This is a genomic window from Rhizobium leguminosarum bv. viciae USDA 2370 (assembly GCF_002008365.1).
GTDB lineage: Bacteria > Pseudomonadota > Alphaproteobacteria > Rhizobiales > Rhizobiaceae > Rhizobium > Rhizobium leguminosarum.
In genome coordinates this window covers 212,726-228,077 of record NZ_MRDL01000059.1, presented here as the reverse complement: position 1 = coordinate 228,077, position 15,352 = coordinate 212,726, and the positions used below count along the sequence as shown (strand labels likewise).

Annotated in this window: 11 protein-coding genes; 8 read left to right on the top strand and 3 right to left on the bottom strand. The window is 59.6% G+C overall.

The annotated features are described in order from the left end of the window. Positions 1 to 18 precede the first annotated feature (18 nt). The 7 genes from BS629_RS35175 to BS629_RS35145 all read left to right on the top strand — a co-directional run bounded on the left by BS629_RS35175 (position 19) and on the right by BS629_RS35145 (position 6,933). Positions 19 to 909: a MurR/RpiR family transcriptional regulator gene (locus BS629_RS35175; RefSeq protein ID WP_018245568.1), complete on the top strand. Its 891-nt coding sequence runs from the start codon at positions 19 to 21 to the stop codon at positions 907 to 909. Continuing rightward, entirely contained in the window at positions 906 to 2,237 is a 1,332-nt protein-coding gene (locus BS629_RS35170) for an aspartate aminotransferase family protein (protein ID WP_018245567.1), read from the top strand. The genes BS629_RS35175 and BS629_RS35170 overlap by 4 nt, the downstream gene beginning before the upstream one ends. Positions 2,238 to 2,761: 524 nt before the next feature. Next, on the top strand, positions 2,762 to 3,511 hold the full coding sequence (gene glnH, locus BS629_RS35165) for a glutamine ABC transporter substrate-binding protein GlnH (RefSeq protein WP_018245566.1): 750 nt from the start codon (positions 2,762 to 2,764) through the stop codon (positions 3,509 to 3,511). 65 nt (positions 3,512 to 3,576) lie between these two features. Continuing rightward, positions 3,577 to 4,233: a glutamine ABC transporter permease GlnP gene (glnP, locus tag BS629_RS35160; RefSeq protein WP_018444690.1), complete on the top strand. Its 657-nt coding sequence runs from the start codon at positions 3,577 to 3,579 to the stop codon at positions 4,231 to 4,233. Beyond that, positions 4,230 to 4,958: a glutamine ABC transporter ATP-binding protein GlnQ gene (glnQ, locus tag BS629_RS35155; protein WP_026188685.1), complete on the top strand. Its 729-nt coding sequence runs from the start codon at positions 4,230 to 4,232 to the stop codon at positions 4,956 to 4,958. Before glnP ends, glnQ begins: the two co-directional genes overlap by 4 nt. After that, the gene (locus BS629_RS35150) at positions 4,948 to 5,994 is read left to right on the top strand and encodes a C45 family autoproteolytic acyltransferase/hydrolase (protein ID WP_018245565.1); all 1,047 of its coding nucleotides are present in this window, start codon (positions 4,948 to 4,950) and stop codon (positions 5,992 to 5,994) included. Before glnQ ends, BS629_RS35150 begins: the two co-directional genes overlap by 11 nt. A gap of 15 nt (positions 5,995 to 6,009) precedes the next feature. Further along, complete coding sequence (locus BS629_RS35145) at positions 6,010 to 6,933, top strand: MurR/RpiR family transcriptional regulator (RefSeq protein WP_018245564.1); 924 nt, start codon at positions 6,010 to 6,012, stop codon at positions 6,931 to 6,933. A 64-nt stretch (positions 6,934 to 6,997) separates the two neighbouring features. On the opposite strand, the gene BS629_RS35140 is transcribed toward BS629_RS35145, so the two are convergent. After that, positions 6,998 to 8,875 (bottom strand): HAMP domain-containing methyl-accepting chemotaxis protein, encoded by a 1,878-nt coding sequence (locus tag BS629_RS35140; protein ID WP_018245563.1) that lies wholly within the window; start codon positions 8,873 to 8,875, stop codon positions 6,998 to 7,000. Between the two features lie 429 nt (positions 8,876 to 9,304). Between BS629_RS35140 and BS629_RS35135 the strand changes: the two genes are divergently transcribed. Continuing rightward, positions 9,305 to 10,021 carry a 4'-phosphopantetheinyl transferase family protein gene (locus BS629_RS35135; protein WP_018245561.1) on the top strand — a complete coding sequence of 239 codons (717 nt, stop codon included), beginning with the start codon at positions 9,305 to 9,307 and terminating at the stop codon, positions 10,019 to 10,021. Here the strand turns inward: BS629_RS35135 and BS629_RS35130 are convergent. Further along, a complete protein-coding gene (locus BS629_RS35130; RefSeq protein WP_018245560.1) occupies positions 9,994 to 11,346 on the bottom strand; it encodes a lysine N(6)-hydroxylase/L-ornithine N(5)-oxygenase family protein in 1,353 nt (450 codons plus the stop codon). The genes BS629_RS35135 and BS629_RS35130 overlap by 28 nt on opposite strands. Continuing rightward, positions 11,343 to 15,335 (bottom strand): non-ribosomal peptide synthetase, encoded by a 3,993-nt coding sequence (locus tag BS629_RS35125; protein ID WP_026188684.1) that lies wholly within the window; start codon positions 15,333 to 15,335, stop codon positions 11,343 to 11,345. Before BS629_RS35125 ends, BS629_RS35130 begins: the two co-directional genes overlap by 4 nt. Between the last annotated feature and the right edge of the window lie 17 nt (positions 15,336 to 15,352).

The following is a 15,352-nucleotide window of genomic DNA, read 5'->3' as shown; positions in this document are numbered from 1 at the left end:
GGGGATTATAAGTCAGACATGGATCAAGCACCTCTTCGCCAAGCCATCATTGACACGTTTGACAGCATGTCCGCGCAATTGCAGACGGCTTCGCGCTACATCCTGGACCATCCCCGCGATGTCGCCCTCCTTTCCATGCGGGAGCAATCGAAGCATGCCGGTGTCCAGCCTGCGACCATGACCCGCCTGGCAAAACATCTCGGCCTCGACGGATACGACGCGATCCGTGCGATGTATGCCGAGGCGGTGCGTGGCAAGGAGCCCGGTTTTGCCGGAAAGGCCGGGGCTCAGGTCGCCAGCCAGAAGCTCAAGGGCGACCATGCGCTCGCCGCAGACATGCTCGCCTCGATCAGCACCCAGGTCGCCCAGTTGGCGGAGCCACAATCCTTGAACCGGATCGTTGAAGCGGCCACGCTGCTGGCTGCGGCAAGACGGGTCTACTGCCTGGGACTTCGGTCGAGCCATTCAGTCACATGGCAGTTGCATTACATGATGTCGCTGATCGGCGAGAAGTCCGTCATGCTGGACGGTCTGGGCGGAACCGGCGCGGACGCCATCGGGAACGCGCGCATCGATGACGTGCTCCTCGTTGCCAGCGTTCTGCCCTATACCCGCGCGACCATCGAAATCGCCGAATACGCCCACCAAAAGGGCGTTCCTGTCGTTGCCGTGACCGACAGCGAAGTAGCGCCTCTCGCCCAGTTCGCTACCGTCGCCGTGCTCGTCGCTACCGATAGTGCGTCCTTCTTCCATACGATGTCGCCGGCCTTCGCCGTTGCCGAAGTCCTTGGCACTCTCATCGCCGGAAACGCAGGCGAGAACGCGGTCGAAGCGCTCAGACGGTCCGACGAACTGTTTGCTTCGTTCAAAACTCATCTCAAACCACGGAACCCGAAAAAACGGTCATGACCCATATTCTGCATCGTGCGATCCATTCGAAACTTCCCGTCGCGGTGCGCGGCCAAGGTATCGAAATTTTCGATGCCGATGGAAAAGGTTATATCGATGCGTCGGGAGGAGCGGCCGTCTCGTGCCTCGGCCATGCGCATCCCGCAGTCCTTGCCGCATTGCACGAACAGCTCGACACTATGGCCTATGCGCACACCGGTTTTTTCACGACCGACGTCGCCGAGCGGCTCGCTGACCGGTTGGTCGAAGACGCGCCGCAGGGCCTTGATCATGTCTATCTCGTCAGCGGTGGCTCGGAAGCGGTCGAGGCAGCGTTGAAGATGGCACGCCAGTATTTTGTCGAGATGGGCGAACCGCGGCGCCGGCACATCATCGCCCGTCGTCAGAGCTATCACGGAAACACGCTGGGAGCGCTTGCGACGGGAGGCAACGAGTGGCGGCGTTCGCAGTTTCGGCCTCTTCTGATCGAAACACACCATATCGATCCCTGCTACGCCTATCGGCTGCGGCAAGAAGGCGAAGCCGATGAAGCCTTCGCCGCGCGGTCCGCTCAGCAGCTTGAGGACAAGATTCTCGAACTTGGCGAAGATCAGGTCATCGCTTTCGTGGCGGAGACCGTCGTGGGCGCCACGTCTGGCGCAGTGCCACCGGTTGCCGATTATCTCGAGAAGATTCGTGCGATCTGCGACAGGTATGGCGTCCTGCTTATCCTCGACGAGGTCATGTGCGGGATGGGCCGGACGGGCACGCTTCACGCCTGCGAACAGGATGGTGTCGTCCCCGATCTCATGACTATCGCCAAGGGATTGGGCGGCGGTTATCAACCTGTTGGAGCCGTGCTTCTTTCGGGCAGGATCTTCGACGCCTTCGCCAATGGGTCCGGTTTCTTCCAGCATGGTCACACCTATATGGGCCACCCGATGGCTGCCGCCGCCGGCCTCGCCGTTCAAAACGTCATCCGCAACGAAAACCTTCTGGCCAATGTGGTCGCCATGGGAGATCACCTTGAAACCCGACTGATCGAACGTCTCGGCAACCACAACCATGTCGGCGACATCCGCGGACGAGGATTGTTCCGAGGCGTTGAACTTGTCAGGGATCGGTCCACCAAAACGCCGTTCGATCCATCGGCAAAACTGAACGTTCGCATTAAAAGGGAAGCGATGGCCCGAGGCCTGATGGTTTATCCGATGGGCGGCACGATCGACGGGAAAACGGGCGATCACGTTCTGTTGGCACCGCCCTTTATCGTCACGGACCGGGATATCGACACGATCGTTGAGCGTCTCGGCGACGCGATCGATATGGCGGTTGCCGGCCTGGCGTAGTCCTCCCGGATGGCTTGGCAATCGCATAAACAAGCGATCAGCTTTTCCTGCATTCTTGACCGAAGCCGACCTCGACAGAGGCCGGCTTTTTCTGTCGTGCGCTCGAAACGGTTTTGCGAGGCGTTTCAGACCAGCATTTGCGCCCATGGCCCGGGTTAAGCGACATTGTAATAATTTGTGATCCATTCGTTTCGTGAATAAAATATATGATCTATCTGGATCATTTTTGATCGTCTTGGCCATTTTATGTGCGCGCCCGGAAGGCCGTGTTTTTTACTTCAAGATTTCCTGCACATGCTAACCGCTTGGAATCTCAGAGATCTACCGCCGTGACCGTCTTTGGGCGTCGGGGATCGGATGTTTCCGTTGTTGGCAAGCGGCGCCTTGCTTTTGGTCATTCCTCACACCCTCTCGACACGGCAGTGCAAATTTTGAATGCGACAGCATTAAAAATGCAGTCTATATTTGCGTACGTCGATCAAAGGCAAACGCCGAATGCATTTGCCCAAAAAAGGGGAACTCACATGAAACTGAGATTTGGATACCTACTTGGAGCCGCTGTTGCAGCGACAATCGCGTTCTCACTGCCGGCACGCGCCGCCGATCTGGTCGTTGCCACCGATACGGCATTCGTACCGTTCGAGTTCAAGGAAGGCGACAAGTATGTCGGCTTCGACATCGACCTCTGGGATGCTGTCGCTAAGGACATTGGCGTCACCTACACACTGCAGCCGATGGACTTCAACGGCATCATTCCCGCCCTTCAGACGAAACAGGTCGATGTCGGTCTCGCCGGCATCACGATCAAGGACGAACGCAAGAAGGTCATCGATTTCTCCGACGGCTACTATGACAGCGGCTTCCTGCTGATGGTTCCGACGGACAGCGCTATCAAGGGACCGGAAGATCTCAAGGGCAAGACGCTTGCCGTGAAGACGGGAACTTCCGCCACCGATTACGCCAAGGAGAACTTCAAGGATTCAGAACTGCGCCTGTTTCCGAACAGCGACAACGCCTATCTCGAAGTTGCAACAGGCCGCGCCGACGCCGCGATGCACGACACGCCGAACGTGCTCTATTACATCAAGACCAATGGCCAGGGTAAAGTGAAGACCGTCGGTGCCCAGATGATGGCACAGCAGTACGGCATGGCGTTCCCCAAGGGCAGCGAACTTGTCGCAAAGGTCAACGCCTCGCTGGCCAAGCTGAAGGCCGATGGCACCTATACCACCATCTACAAGAAGTGGTTCGGTACCGAGCCGCCCAAGAGCTGATCTCCAATACGAGATTATCAGCGCCGGCTCGGCCGGCGCTCCTTCCTCGCATGGAGATGATTTCTATGGAATTCGAATGGTCGGTTGTCTGGCAGGCGCTGCCGGAACTGTTCAAGGGCGCGCAGCTGACGGTCATGATCGCGCTAGCCGGGCTTGTCGGTGGCCTTATCATCGGTATCGTTGCCGGCCTGATGCGCGCCTATGGCAATGTCGTCCTGAACGTGATCGCTTTCATATATGTCGAACTCATCCGTGGCACCCCGATCGTCGTGCAGGTCATGTTCATCTATTTTGCGCTTCCGCTGGTCGCCGATATCAGGATCAATCCGATCACCGCGGCGATCACCGCGATCGTCGTCAATGCCGGGGCCTATATCGCCGAAATCGTCCGGGGATCGTTTCTGTCCATCCACAAAGGACTGAAGGAAGCCGGGCTCGCGCTGGGTCTTCCGCTCTGGAAGGTGCTGTTCTACGTCATAGGACCGCTAGCCTTCCGGCGCATGATCCCGGCGCTCGGAAATCAATTCATCGTCAGTTTGAAGGACACGTCGCTGTTCATCGTCATCGGTGTGGGCGAACTGACCCGCCAGGGCCAGGAAATCATGGCGGCGAACTTCCGCGCCGTCGAAATCTGGTCAGCCGTTGCCGTGTTCTATCTGATCATGACCGGAACGCTGACCCTCATCCTGCGTGTAACCGAGAAAAGGATGCGAATCCTGTGAGCCTCGTCGAATTCAAAAATGTCACCAAGAACTTTGGGCCGATTTCGGTCTTGAAGGACGTCGATCTCAAGATTGACGAAGGTGAGGTCGTCGTGTTGATCGGCCCGTCCGGATCCGGAAAGTCCACCCTGCTGCGTTGCATCAACGCGCTTGAGGAGATCAACGGCGGCGATCTGATCGTTGATGGAATCAGCGTACGGGAAAGCCGTTCCAAGGTCCGGCTGATCCGGCAGGAGGCTGGGATGGTGTTTCAGCAGTTCAATCTGTTCCCGCAGATGACTGCGCTCGAGAATGTTGCGTTTGGACCCCGCAGGGTCCGCAACCTGAGCAAGGCGGACGCAACCGAACAGGCGACGGCGCTGCTTGCAAAGGTCGGGCTAGCGGACCGCGGCCATCACTATCCGTCGGAGTTGTCTGGAGGCCAGCAGCAACGTGTCGCCATCGCTCGCGCCCTGGCGGTCAAACCGAAGCTGATGTTGTTTGACGAACCGACTTCGGCGCTTGATCCGGAACTGCGTCATGAGGTGTTGCGCGTCATGCAGTCGTTGGCCGAAGAGGGCATGACGATGATCGTGGTGACGCATGAAATCGGTTTCGCCCGCAAGGTCGGAACCCGGCTGATCTTCATGGAGAACGGCAACATCGCCGTTGACGGCGATCCGGCCGTTCTCCTCGACAGCCCCGAAAATCCACGCCTCCGCGAGTTCCTGCAGCATGTCCATTGACACAGACTATCGCCTTGCCAGCCTGACCCTTTCGGGAAGCCACTACGATATCGGACGGGGTCTCGGTCGTCATGGCGCGTCCCTCGTTCACGGACACCTCGTCAAGACCTATGCATGGGCGACGGTCATGGCGCTCAGGCACGACGACCGCATACGTGCGGCGAGGTCAGTGGTCGAGGAGCGTTATCCGCAGTATCTGCAGGAACTCTCAGGCCTGGCGGACGGAATGGAGCTGCCCTTCGACGAAGTCTTTGCGTGGAACTGCCGGGGCGACGTCTGGGCGATGGCGCCGGATGGCTGCACCACGGTCCAGATACCGGGTTCATTCCCGGTCATAGCCCATAACGAAGACGGCGATCCGGGGCTGCGGTCGCGATGCGCGCTGGCGACCATCACCCCGAACCAGGGTCAGCCATTCACGGCATTCGTCTATCCGGGATCGATACCCGGCCATACATTTGCGATCAATGGTAGCGGTCTCGTGCTTACCGTGAACAACATCCGCTCAACGCTTGCCGGAGATGGATTGCCGCGGATGGTGCTGAGCCGCGCCGTTCTCGACTGCGCGACGATCGACGCCGCACTGACTTTACTGTCTGAGGCACCGCGCTCCGGCGCGTTCCACTTCACGCTGGCGCAGGCAGGGCAGTCCCGCTTGGTCAGCGTCGAGTTCACGCATGCGAACTGCTCGATCGCGGAAATCGCAAGCCCAGCCGTCCATGCAAATCATCTTGTCCACGTGGAGATGGCATTCGAGCCGCAAATCATAACGGGGTCGTCCGGCTCACGGCAGGAACGTGGTCAGGATATTCTCGATGCAAACGACGAACCGCCGGCACCATTGTCTGTCCTATGGGATCAAGAACATCGCATTCTTCCGATCTACCGCGTCCAGCCGGACGATCCTGATAACGAGAACACCCTTGCGACCGCCGTATTCAAAATCGGCAGGGACAGCGTCGACTGGGCTGTTTATGATAGCGCGGGATCGGCGGCACGTTTCGAAAATACCGGCCTGAAGATCGCGACAATGTGACATCGAGGCAGACGCATGGTTTTGACGGATGGAGCGACTGGATTTGCAAAACCGGCGACAATCGAGGAACTCCGAAACCTCACGGTGAGCATCAACCGTGAGAACGCCAACATCTCTCTCGGCAACAAGGCTCTCGACGTGTTGGCGAAGCTGGTGGACACACCGGAACAGACCGCGGTTCGAACCATTTCCGAACTGGCCGACACCCTCGGGGTGAACCCTTCGACCCTGACGCGACTTTCGCAGAAGCTCGGCTTTACCGGGTTCAGCGATTTGCAAAGTGTTTTCCGCCAGGCGTTTTCCGCTGACGATCGGTACTTCTATAGCCGGCAGGCGGGGCGTCTTCTTTCCACGAAGGAAGACAGCGAGGAGGAGCTGCATATCTTCGACAGGCTCGGTCTCGAGACCAAGAACAACATCGACGGTTTCCTGACGCAGCTTGATCCCAAGTCGCTGCTTGAAGCCGCCGGCCTGCTTGCAAACGCCCGCCGCGTGAGGGTCCACGGTGTCCGTCAATTCCACGCGTTTGCAAGCTTTCTGACCTATGGTCTGGGGATGTTGCGGAGCGACGTCTCGCTTCTGGATGCGCCTCGCCTTGGTGTTGCCGAAGCCTTGGCACAACTCGAGAAGGGCGACGTCGTGGTCGTGGCGAGTTGCGCGCCATACACACGCAGTGTCGCGAACGTGGCAGAAGTCGCAGCCAAACTCGGCCTCGCCGTCATAGCGGTGACGGACACGCGTGCCTCCCCCCTCGTTGGGCCGTCGCAACACGCATTTTTCATTCCCCACACGAGCAGCTTTTTCAGCAATAGCATGGGGGCCTACATCGTGTTCTGTGAAGGTTTGCTCAATCTCGTCGCGCACGAGATGGGTGATCGCGCAATGACAGGTCTTGCTTCGCGAGAAGCGCTGATCAGGTCGATGAAGGTGGAAGTCTAGCCCGGCGTATTTGCCAAGGGCTGTCCAAGTTGTCGCGTGTACCTGATCTGACGTGCGCCGCGCGTCATCTTTGCGTCACGCGCCGCGAAGCGACCAAGTGGATTGGCCTGTTGCCTTCGAAGGCCCGTCCGCTGCGCTGTCCGTCCGCCGCGCCTTTGTCGCCGTCCAATTGAAACTGGTTGACCAGATCCCGCAGACGGCCTGCCTCGGAGGACAATGAGGCAACGGCAGCCGTCGACTGCTCGACCATCGCCGCATTTTGCTGGGTCGCCTGGTCCATCTGATTGACGGCCGTGTTGATTTCGGCAAGTCCCGTCGACTGCTCACGCGCCGATGTGGCAATCGCATCCATGAGTTGGTTGATGTGCACGACGTACTCACCGATCGACTTCAGCGACGTTCCGGTTTCGAGAACCAGTTTCACGCCATTTTCCACGTCAGTTGATGACTTTTGAATAAAGCCCTTGATCTCCTTGGCCGCTTGAGCGGCGCGCTGGGCAAGCTCACGGACTTCCTGGGCGACCACTGCAAAGCCTTTGCCCGCCTCACCCGCACGGGCAGCCTCAACGCCGGCATTCAACGCCAAGAGGTTCGTCTGGAAGGCGATCTCATCAATTGCACTAATGATGTTGGAAATCTGCTGTGAACTTTCCTCGATGCGTCGCATGGCCTGTTCCGCCTCCGAGACCACACTTGCCGACCGCTGAGCGCTGATATCGGCTTCTTTGGCCACATTGCGTGCCTCGTCGGTGCGTTTGGTCGCCATCGTCACATTCGACGTGATCTCGTCCAAGGCTGCGGCCGTCTCCTCGAGAGAGGCGGCTTGTTGTTCGGTACGCTTGGAAAGATCCTGCGCCGCCGATGCAATCTCCCCGGTACCGTTGTCTATGCTGTGTACCGTCTGGAGCACTGCGCCGATCGTCGCGCCCAATTGCCGGAGCGAAGCGTTGAAGTCTTCGCGCAAGGCTTCGTATTCGGCCGCAAATTGCTCCGAAAGCTGGAAGGATATGTCGCCTGCTGCAAGCCGCCGGAGGCCTCCGCCCAATGTCGTGGTCGCGAAGCGCAATTGTTCCGCCTCGCGTTCGGCGCGCTGCTGGGCGGCGGCGCGCGCTGCCTCGCTCTCGCTGCGGGATTCAGCGGCTTCCTTCTCGAGCCTGACGACGTTGAGGGCGTTCTGACGAAAGATTTCGACCGCGCCGGCCATTTCGCCGACTTCATCGGCGCGACCGGCATAGGGAATATCACTGTCAAGATCGCCATCCGACAAGCGCCTCATGGCGGAGGCGATGCTTCGGATCGGGTTGGCGATGCCCGATATCGCAAAGAAGATGCCGGCAATGGCAAGAAGCACGGCCAGCCCTGCGATCGCGGCCGTCAGCATGAAAGCGGATTGCGCAGAATCACCGCTTGCGGTCACAAAGCCTTCGGCCTGGCTGAGAATGAAAGCGACCAGATCCGCCACCGCCTTGTTCACCAGCTCGGCTTGCGGCTCCATATTTTCCTTGAAGAGGCGGATTGCTTCAGGCGTCTTCCCGTCATTTTCAAACGCGGTCATTTGCTCTGACAGCGCGCGATATTTGGCGAGTTCCGGCTTGATCAGATTGATCAGTTCGCGCCCACGCTCGGTGCGCACGCCCTTTTCGTATTCAGCGACAACTTTCTCGAGCGCGGTGCCGGCGGCGTCGATTTTTTGCTGTCCGACCCTCCGCTCCTCCGCTGTGTCCTCCAGGAGATACTGGGCATAGACCGTTTTCAGGTCGAGGAAATTATCCTTGATCTCGCGAGCCGTCACAAGCCGCTGCATCCAGAAGGTCCCGATCTGCTCAGTATTGGCACGAAGTGTCGAGATCGTGCTTAGCGAGACATAGGACAGGCCAATCATGAACAGACTGATGATCGACAGCTTTAAGATCAGAGCTTGCTTGATGCTCGGGCGCTTCATGCGGGTCTCCTCGAAGGTACTTGGGACGACCGGCTTGCCGGTTGATGCCAAGATCTCGCACCAGATTCAATAATTTAGTATTAACTAAACAATGATCCCGCTTTATTTCCTCAGATCTCCTAAGCAGATCCATACTTCCGCGATCAATTCAGCGCCATGCGACTTAAAGTTCCTGGAAATCCAAGGAAATAGCAGCCATGGCGAGCGAAAAATCTCAGCACGTCGGGGCTCGATACCAAGAAAAGGATCGGTCGACATTGATTCGGATCGGCACGATCTCGTCATCTTCGCCATCGAGAACGAGCGCTGGAATGCCAATCGCCTTCAGGACGGGAAACGCCGATCCGCTCACGCAGCTCTCCTGCCGTACGCGACGTCGGCAAGCACCTGCATGCTTGCCAATCGATCCACGGAACACATACTGGATCCATGCAGCAATCAGAAAACCAACCTGCCGACATTGAAATAGCGCTCTGGCAGTATTCCAAGAACGAAAGCGACTGGAACCGCTGGATGCAGTCGCTTTCATCGGATGAACGGGATCGCGCCGCGACCTATCGGTTTGAACGAGATCGGGCATCGTTCATTGCCGGCCGGTATCTCTTGCGGCAACTGTTGAGCCTGCAGACCGGGATATCGCCGAGCAAGGTCCCATTGTCTCCAGACAGGCACGGCAAGCTGAGGCTTGAGGGTCGTGATAGGCCGCAATTCAGCCTCGCCAATGCCGACGGGCTTGTGGCGGTCGCGGTCGCTTCAGGATGTGATTACGTGGGAATAGACTGCGAACGCGCCGACGCCGAGATCGAAGAGGCGGCAGTGGATAGCTATTGCAGTGCAGACGAACGGCGCTGGCTCGCGGAATTGCCTGCGCGCGAAAGTGCACGGGGCGCCATTGCACTCTGGACGCTGAAGGAGAGCCATCTAAAGGCACTCGGCGTCGGGCTGCGCGTGGATCCTCGCAACGTCGCCTTTTCCTGGAAGGATGGCATCCCTGTCATAACAGGCGGCGATCGCGATCGACGATGGCATCACCGTCTGGTCGAAAGCGGCAGCCAGCACGTCGTCGCGCTGGCTGCTTGCTCTCAATCGGGGCTCCCCGGCATTTCGATACGCCTATTTCAGGACGATAACATGCCGTCCGAATAGCCGGCTCGGAGCTGATGAGGCATTGCGGCAGCGGTCTCCGTCGCCCAGGCCAGTTGCCCATTGTCGGGTTCAGCATCGAAATGCTGCCGGCCGATAAGCGTGTTGACGATGGTTGCGCTGCGCCAGGCCATGAGGCTGAGCTGAGAGTCGGCGATACCGTGCGAATAGCGCCCCGCATTCTGCGCAAACACCCGGTTGGTCCGCGGACCCGTCCACTGCATCGTGTAGTCGTCATTGAGAAGCGGATAGCCGTTTCTGTCGAGCGTTATCCTGTCGCCCAGCGAGCCGAGAGCATCCGGCAATCGGAACCGGTAGCCGGTTGCCAGCACCACCGCATCTGCATGCAGCACCTCGATCCCGCCGTCGAATTGGTTCCTGACGATGAGCCGGTAGGCATTGCCGTTCCGCTCCATCTGGATCACATCGCGATTGGGCGCCAGAGAGGCATTGAGCGTGCTCGGCTCGAGGTAGCGCAACGCATAGAGGCGGCGATAGATCGAGTGAATCGTCGAAATCGACAAGCCGTCGCTGGTCAGGATCGAGTTCTTCAAAGCGGCCTGCTTCTGCTCGCCGCCGAGCTTCAGATAGGCCTGGACGTATTCCGGTGAGAAGACCTGGTTCGAAAACGGCGTATCGTTGATCGGCTCGAAATTATGACGCCGGCTGATCCATGTCAGCTCCGTCATGGAACCGGGATCGCCAAGCAAGGCTTCGACGACCTCGCCGCCGCTTTGACCGCCGCCGACCACGACGATGCGGGCGGTGCCGAGATCGCCGAGACGCGATTTGGCCTCGCTGTTATGAAAGCAATCGGCCCCTAGAAACGGTTTTGCCCAGTCGGGCACGAAGGGTGAAGATCCCGTGCCGATCACCAGGTTTCGCGCTTCTTCCTGTCCGTTGTCGAACCGCAGGAAGAAGCGGTCGTCGCGGTGCTCGACGTCGCGGATTTCCGTGCCAAAGCGCAGGCCGTCCACGCCGTTGGCGACCCAGGCGAGATAACGTGCAAACTCCTGCCGGGGAACGGCCTCATAATTGGCGTTCAGGAAAGCGTAGAGCCTCTTATGGGCAACCAGATAGGAGACGAATGACCAGCGGCTGGTCGGCAGGACCGGGGTGACGAGGTCTTTCAGAAAGGACGATTGCAGCTCGACGCCGGGCATCATCATGCCGGGATGCCAGTCGAAGGAGTCTCGTCGCTCGAAGAAACGGCTTCTGATCTCGGGCACCGACTCGAACAGGCAGGCGAGGCTCAGATTGGAGGGGCCGATGCCGATGCCAGCAATATCCAGCGGCTCGGCATCCCTGCGGGCAAAAGCGACGGTCATGCGATATCCTTCTCTGTTTCCTTGAGACGCAGGGCAAGCCTTGAGTGGAAGGCGGGAGACCCGATCATGTGCAGATGGTTGGTGCCGGTGATGATTTCGGCCGCATGCGCCCGCGGCGACAGGCGGCGCCAGTCGATCAGGTTGAGGCCGCGGTTGAGGCTGTCGTCGGCAGCCCAGGGATAGATCGGTACATCGTGAGGAACGAGCCGGTGCTTGCGGAAGATCAGGGCATTGTCGATCAGCACCCAAAACGTATGCTCACGACTGCTGATATCGGGCCCGTCGTTTGGAAGCGGGTCCTTTTCGTCGCCGACAAAACGCAGGAACTGGTCGTAGGTATCCGCGTCCATCGTCGACAGCAGCCGGTCCCATTCGGGACGCATCGCCGTTCTTCCAAGCCATGCCTGCACGTCTCGATGAAGCTCATCGCGCTCGCCGGGCCGGAACCTCGGCTTTGCGCCGATCGCAAATTCCGATCCGAGATCGCAAACATCGACCATCGCCATCATCCTGACGTCGACCTGATCACCGAGGGCGCGGGCAGCCTCGTAGGCCAGAAGCCCGCCCCAGGACCAGCCGAGGAAATAGCAGGGCGCGCCCTGACTGTGTGTCCCGATATAATCGACATAGCTCTCGATGATCTCTTCGACCGGAGCGCCGACTGCCTTTTTCTCGGAGAGCGAGTGGCATATGAAGCCGGTCGCCGGCTGATCGGCTCCGAGATAGTCGACGAGCTTGACATATTCGCGGGTGCTGACGAGAAGCCCCGGGAAGCAGTAGAGCCGCGGCTTGGCGCCGGAAGCGCGCAGCACGATCACCTCGGAGAGATCCCGTTGATCCCCCTGCTCCATCACGCCGGCAAACGAGCGAATGGTCGGGTTGTTGAAGATATCGGCGACGATGAGCGGGGTTTTCGGCCGGCGCTGCCGGAGCAAGGAAAGAATACGGATCGCTCCGAGCGAATTGCCGCCGATCGCGAAGAAATTGTCCTCGACGCTGATTGCTTCCAACTTGAGTACCTGCCGCCAGACATCCAGCACCTCTTCTTCGAGCACGGTTGCCGGCTCGACGATTGCGCGCTTGACCGGTTGTGGCGCCGGCAGCGCAAATCGATCGAGCTTGCTGTTCGGATTGGTCGGCATTTTTTCCAGTTCGACCACCGCAGCCGGCACCATATAGGACGGCAAGCTGCGTTCGAGGGCGGTGCGGGTCGTCTCGACGTCAAGCGTCTCGTCTTTCTTCGGAACGACGTAGGCAACGAGCGCCTTTTCACCGCCGGCATCGTCATCGCGCAGGACGACCAGAGCCTCGCCGACGCCGGGTTGCTGCAGGAGCGCCGCTTCGATCTCGCCGAGCTCGATCCGGTAGCCACGAAGCTTCACCTGATGGTCGACACGACCGACGAATTCGACGGTTCCGTCATCACGCCAACGCGTCAGATCGCCGGAACGATAAAGTCGGCCGCCCTCCGTGAAGAACGGATCGGGGATGAAGCGGTCCGCCGTCGTATCCGGCTTGCCGAGATAGCCGCGTGCGATGCCCTCACCACCGATATAGAGTTCGCCTGTCACGCCGATCGGGCACGGATTGAGGTCAGGGTCGAGCACATAGACGCGCCTTAACCCGACAGCGCGACCGAGGGGAGCATAGACCCCCTGGAACTTCGTGCCCGCCCTCACCTTCCAGACCATCGGCGTCATGATGGTTTCGGTCGGCCCGTAGCCGTTGATCAGCCATTCCGATTTCAGCGCCCGCGACAGCAGATCGAAGGTCGGTTGCGCCAGCCCCTCGCCACCGAAGGAATAAAGGCGCATTGGGGGCGCGCCGTCTGAAATATCAGCCCATTCCGCCAGCTGCTGCAGATAGGTTGTGGGAATGCTGGCATTGTTGGCGCCGTGCTTGCGCATGGCCGTCAATGTCTCTTCCGGCGTCCACAGTGGCTGATCGGGAAGGATGATACTGCCGCCCTCCATCAGCGGGTTCATCCATCGCTCGTGCCCGCCGTCCGAACTGAAAGGCAGGAACGGCAGCTCACGGGACGCCGAACTCATGCCATAGACACGCGAGGTGTTCTGCAGATGGTGCGTCAGCGGGCCGTGCTCGACGGCCACGCCCTTCGGCAATCCGGTCGATCCGGAGGTATACATGACATAGGCCAGCTGATCCTTGTGAGTGGGAATATCGAGCGGCGTATCCGGCTCGCCGTCGAGGTCGATCTTGTCGAGGTCGAGGATAGTGGCGTCGAGCTCTTCCGGCAGCCGATGGCGAAGCCAGCTGTGGGTCAGAACGATTTTGACACCGCCATCGCGCAGAATGTGATGGTTGCGTGCCGGCGGATGGTCGGGCTCGACCGGGATATAGGCGCCGCCCGCCTTCAGCGTCGCGAGGATCCCGACGATTGCCTCTGGCGAGCGCTTGATGAAGATGGCGACCGTCACCTCGGCGCGAACACCCAGCTGACGCAACCGATGTGCGAGACGGTTGGTGCCGGCCTCTAGCCAGCCATGGCTCCATTCCTCGTCACCGTAGACAATCGCCGTCTTCTCCGGCGTCTGGCGCGAATGGGCTGATATCAGCTCGTGGACCGGCCTGTCATCGTTGACCACGTCATCTTCGTAGGGCGCCGACAACTGGTCGAGCTCGTCGCTGCCCACAAGTTCGATGTCCTTGATCCGCACGTTCGGCCGCGCAACGATCTGCTCGAGCACAAGGATGAAATGCCGGGAGACACGGGCAATCACGGCGCTGTCATAGAGATCCTGTGCATAATCGATCAGCCCGGATGCAGCACCATCCAGACCTGCTTCGATCACCAGGGAAAGCTCGCTGTCGGCGCGCGCGCCCAGGGGCTCCAGATTTGTTGCGTGCCCGGGGATCGGATACGGCTCGCGGAATTCGAACAGGGCTTTGACCACGGCTTCCTGGGCCGCCGCTTCGTCGACGACCAGTTCCTGGGTGATGCGCTCCAGCGGAACCAGCCGGCGAAGCCCCTCCTGCGTTACCGAAGTGATCGCAGAGATGACATCGTCGAGCGAATTTCTGGATGTTAGCGATAGGGTGAGGGGAAGGATCTGTTCGGCACGGCCGCGGTTCGCAAGGTGGTCCTTCTGCGGCCGCGCGATCAGGAGCCCGGTCAGCAAAGCGTAGTTGCCGCTGTAGCGTGCCAGCAGCGCGCAAAAGGCGGCATGCAACACGCGCTCGACCTGATATCCCTTTTGCTGCACATGTCGATCGAGCTTTTCCCAGAGACCGGGCTCGATCGAAAATCGATGCTGAGCGCGTGCCACACCTGCCAGCCCGCCACTGTTGAAGCGGGTGGGAAAGGTCGTGGCCGCGTAGTCGAGGCCGATCGTTTGCCGCCAGTAGGAGAGGGATTGCTGCGCCTGCTCTGTCTGCAGCCAATCGGCCTCTCGCGTTCCGGCCAAGATATCTGGTAGCTGCGTATCGCGGGTGGGTCCGCCATCGAGACTTCGCGTCAGGGAGCCGGTAAGAATCGACTTCTCGCGATCGTCTGAGATGATTGGATGAATCACGATCGTCAGAAGCGACTGTCCATCCGCAAGCAAGACAATCTGAACACGTGCCGGCGGACCGGCAAGAAGATCGAAGCGTCTGTCGCGGAAGGCTTTCTGTTCGGCCCAAGCATCCGGCTCGGCAAGAGCAGCACCTTCACCGACAATCTCGATCGGTACAGCATTTAGTGTGCCGCAGTACTGTTCGACGCGCCCGCCCGCCAGCCGGCGGAACCGGGTGGCAAGGGAGGGATGTTGCGCCACCAGCGTCCGGCAGGCGCCGGCAATCGTCTTGACGTCGAACGCCGGGCTCAATCGCAGCGAAATGACCTGGTCGGGAAAGACCGTGTAGTTGCCGATCTGCTCCAGCGACCAGATACGCTTCTGGGCGATCGTCAGTGGAAAGCTCTCGAAGACCGCGTCCGTTGCGATATCGGTCGGGTGGGCATCTGCGAAGTTTGTGATCTGCTTGTTCATCCGTGTCATCCAGCCGG

Excerpts from the sequence above, each read along its gene's own strand:
- BS629_RS35140 (WP_018245563.1), bottom strand. The coding sequence starts at position 8,875 with ATGAAGCGCCCGAGCATCAAGCAAGCTCTGATCTTAAAGCTGTCGATC.
- glnH (WP_018245566.1), top strand. The coding sequence starts at position 2,762 with ATGAAACTGAGATTTGGATACCTACTTGGAGCCGCTGTTGCAGCGACA.
- BS629_RS35175 (WP_018245568.1), top strand. The coding sequence starts at position 19 with ATGGATCAAGCACCTCTTCGCCAAGCCATCATTGACACGTTTGACAGC.
- BS629_RS35170 (WP_018245567.1), top strand. The coding sequence starts at position 906 with ATGACCCATATTCTGCATCGTGCGATCCATTCGAAACTTCCCGTCGCG.
- BS629_RS35145 (WP_018245564.1), top strand. The coding sequence starts at position 6,010 with ATGGTTTTGACGGATGGAGCGACTGGATTTGCAAAACCGGCGACAATC.
- glnP (WP_018444690.1), top strand. The coding sequence starts at position 3,577 with ATGGAATTCGAATGGTCGGTTGTCTGGCAGGCGCTGCCGGAACTGTTC.
- BS629_RS35130 (WP_018245560.1), bottom strand. The coding sequence starts at position 11,346 with ATGACCGTCGCTTTTGCCCGCAGGGATGCCGAGCCGCTGGATATTGCT.
- BS629_RS35125 (WP_026188684.1), bottom strand. The coding sequence starts at position 15,335 with ATGAACAAGCAGATCACAAACTTCGCAGATGCCCACCCGACCGATATC.
- BS629_RS35150 (WP_018245565.1), top strand. The coding sequence starts at position 4,948 with ATGTCCATTGACACAGACTATCGCCTTGCCAGCCTGACCCTTTCGGGA.
- BS629_RS35135 (WP_018245561.1), top strand. The coding sequence starts at position 9,305 with ATGCAGCAATCAGAAAACCAACCTGCCGACATTGAAATAGCGCTCTGG.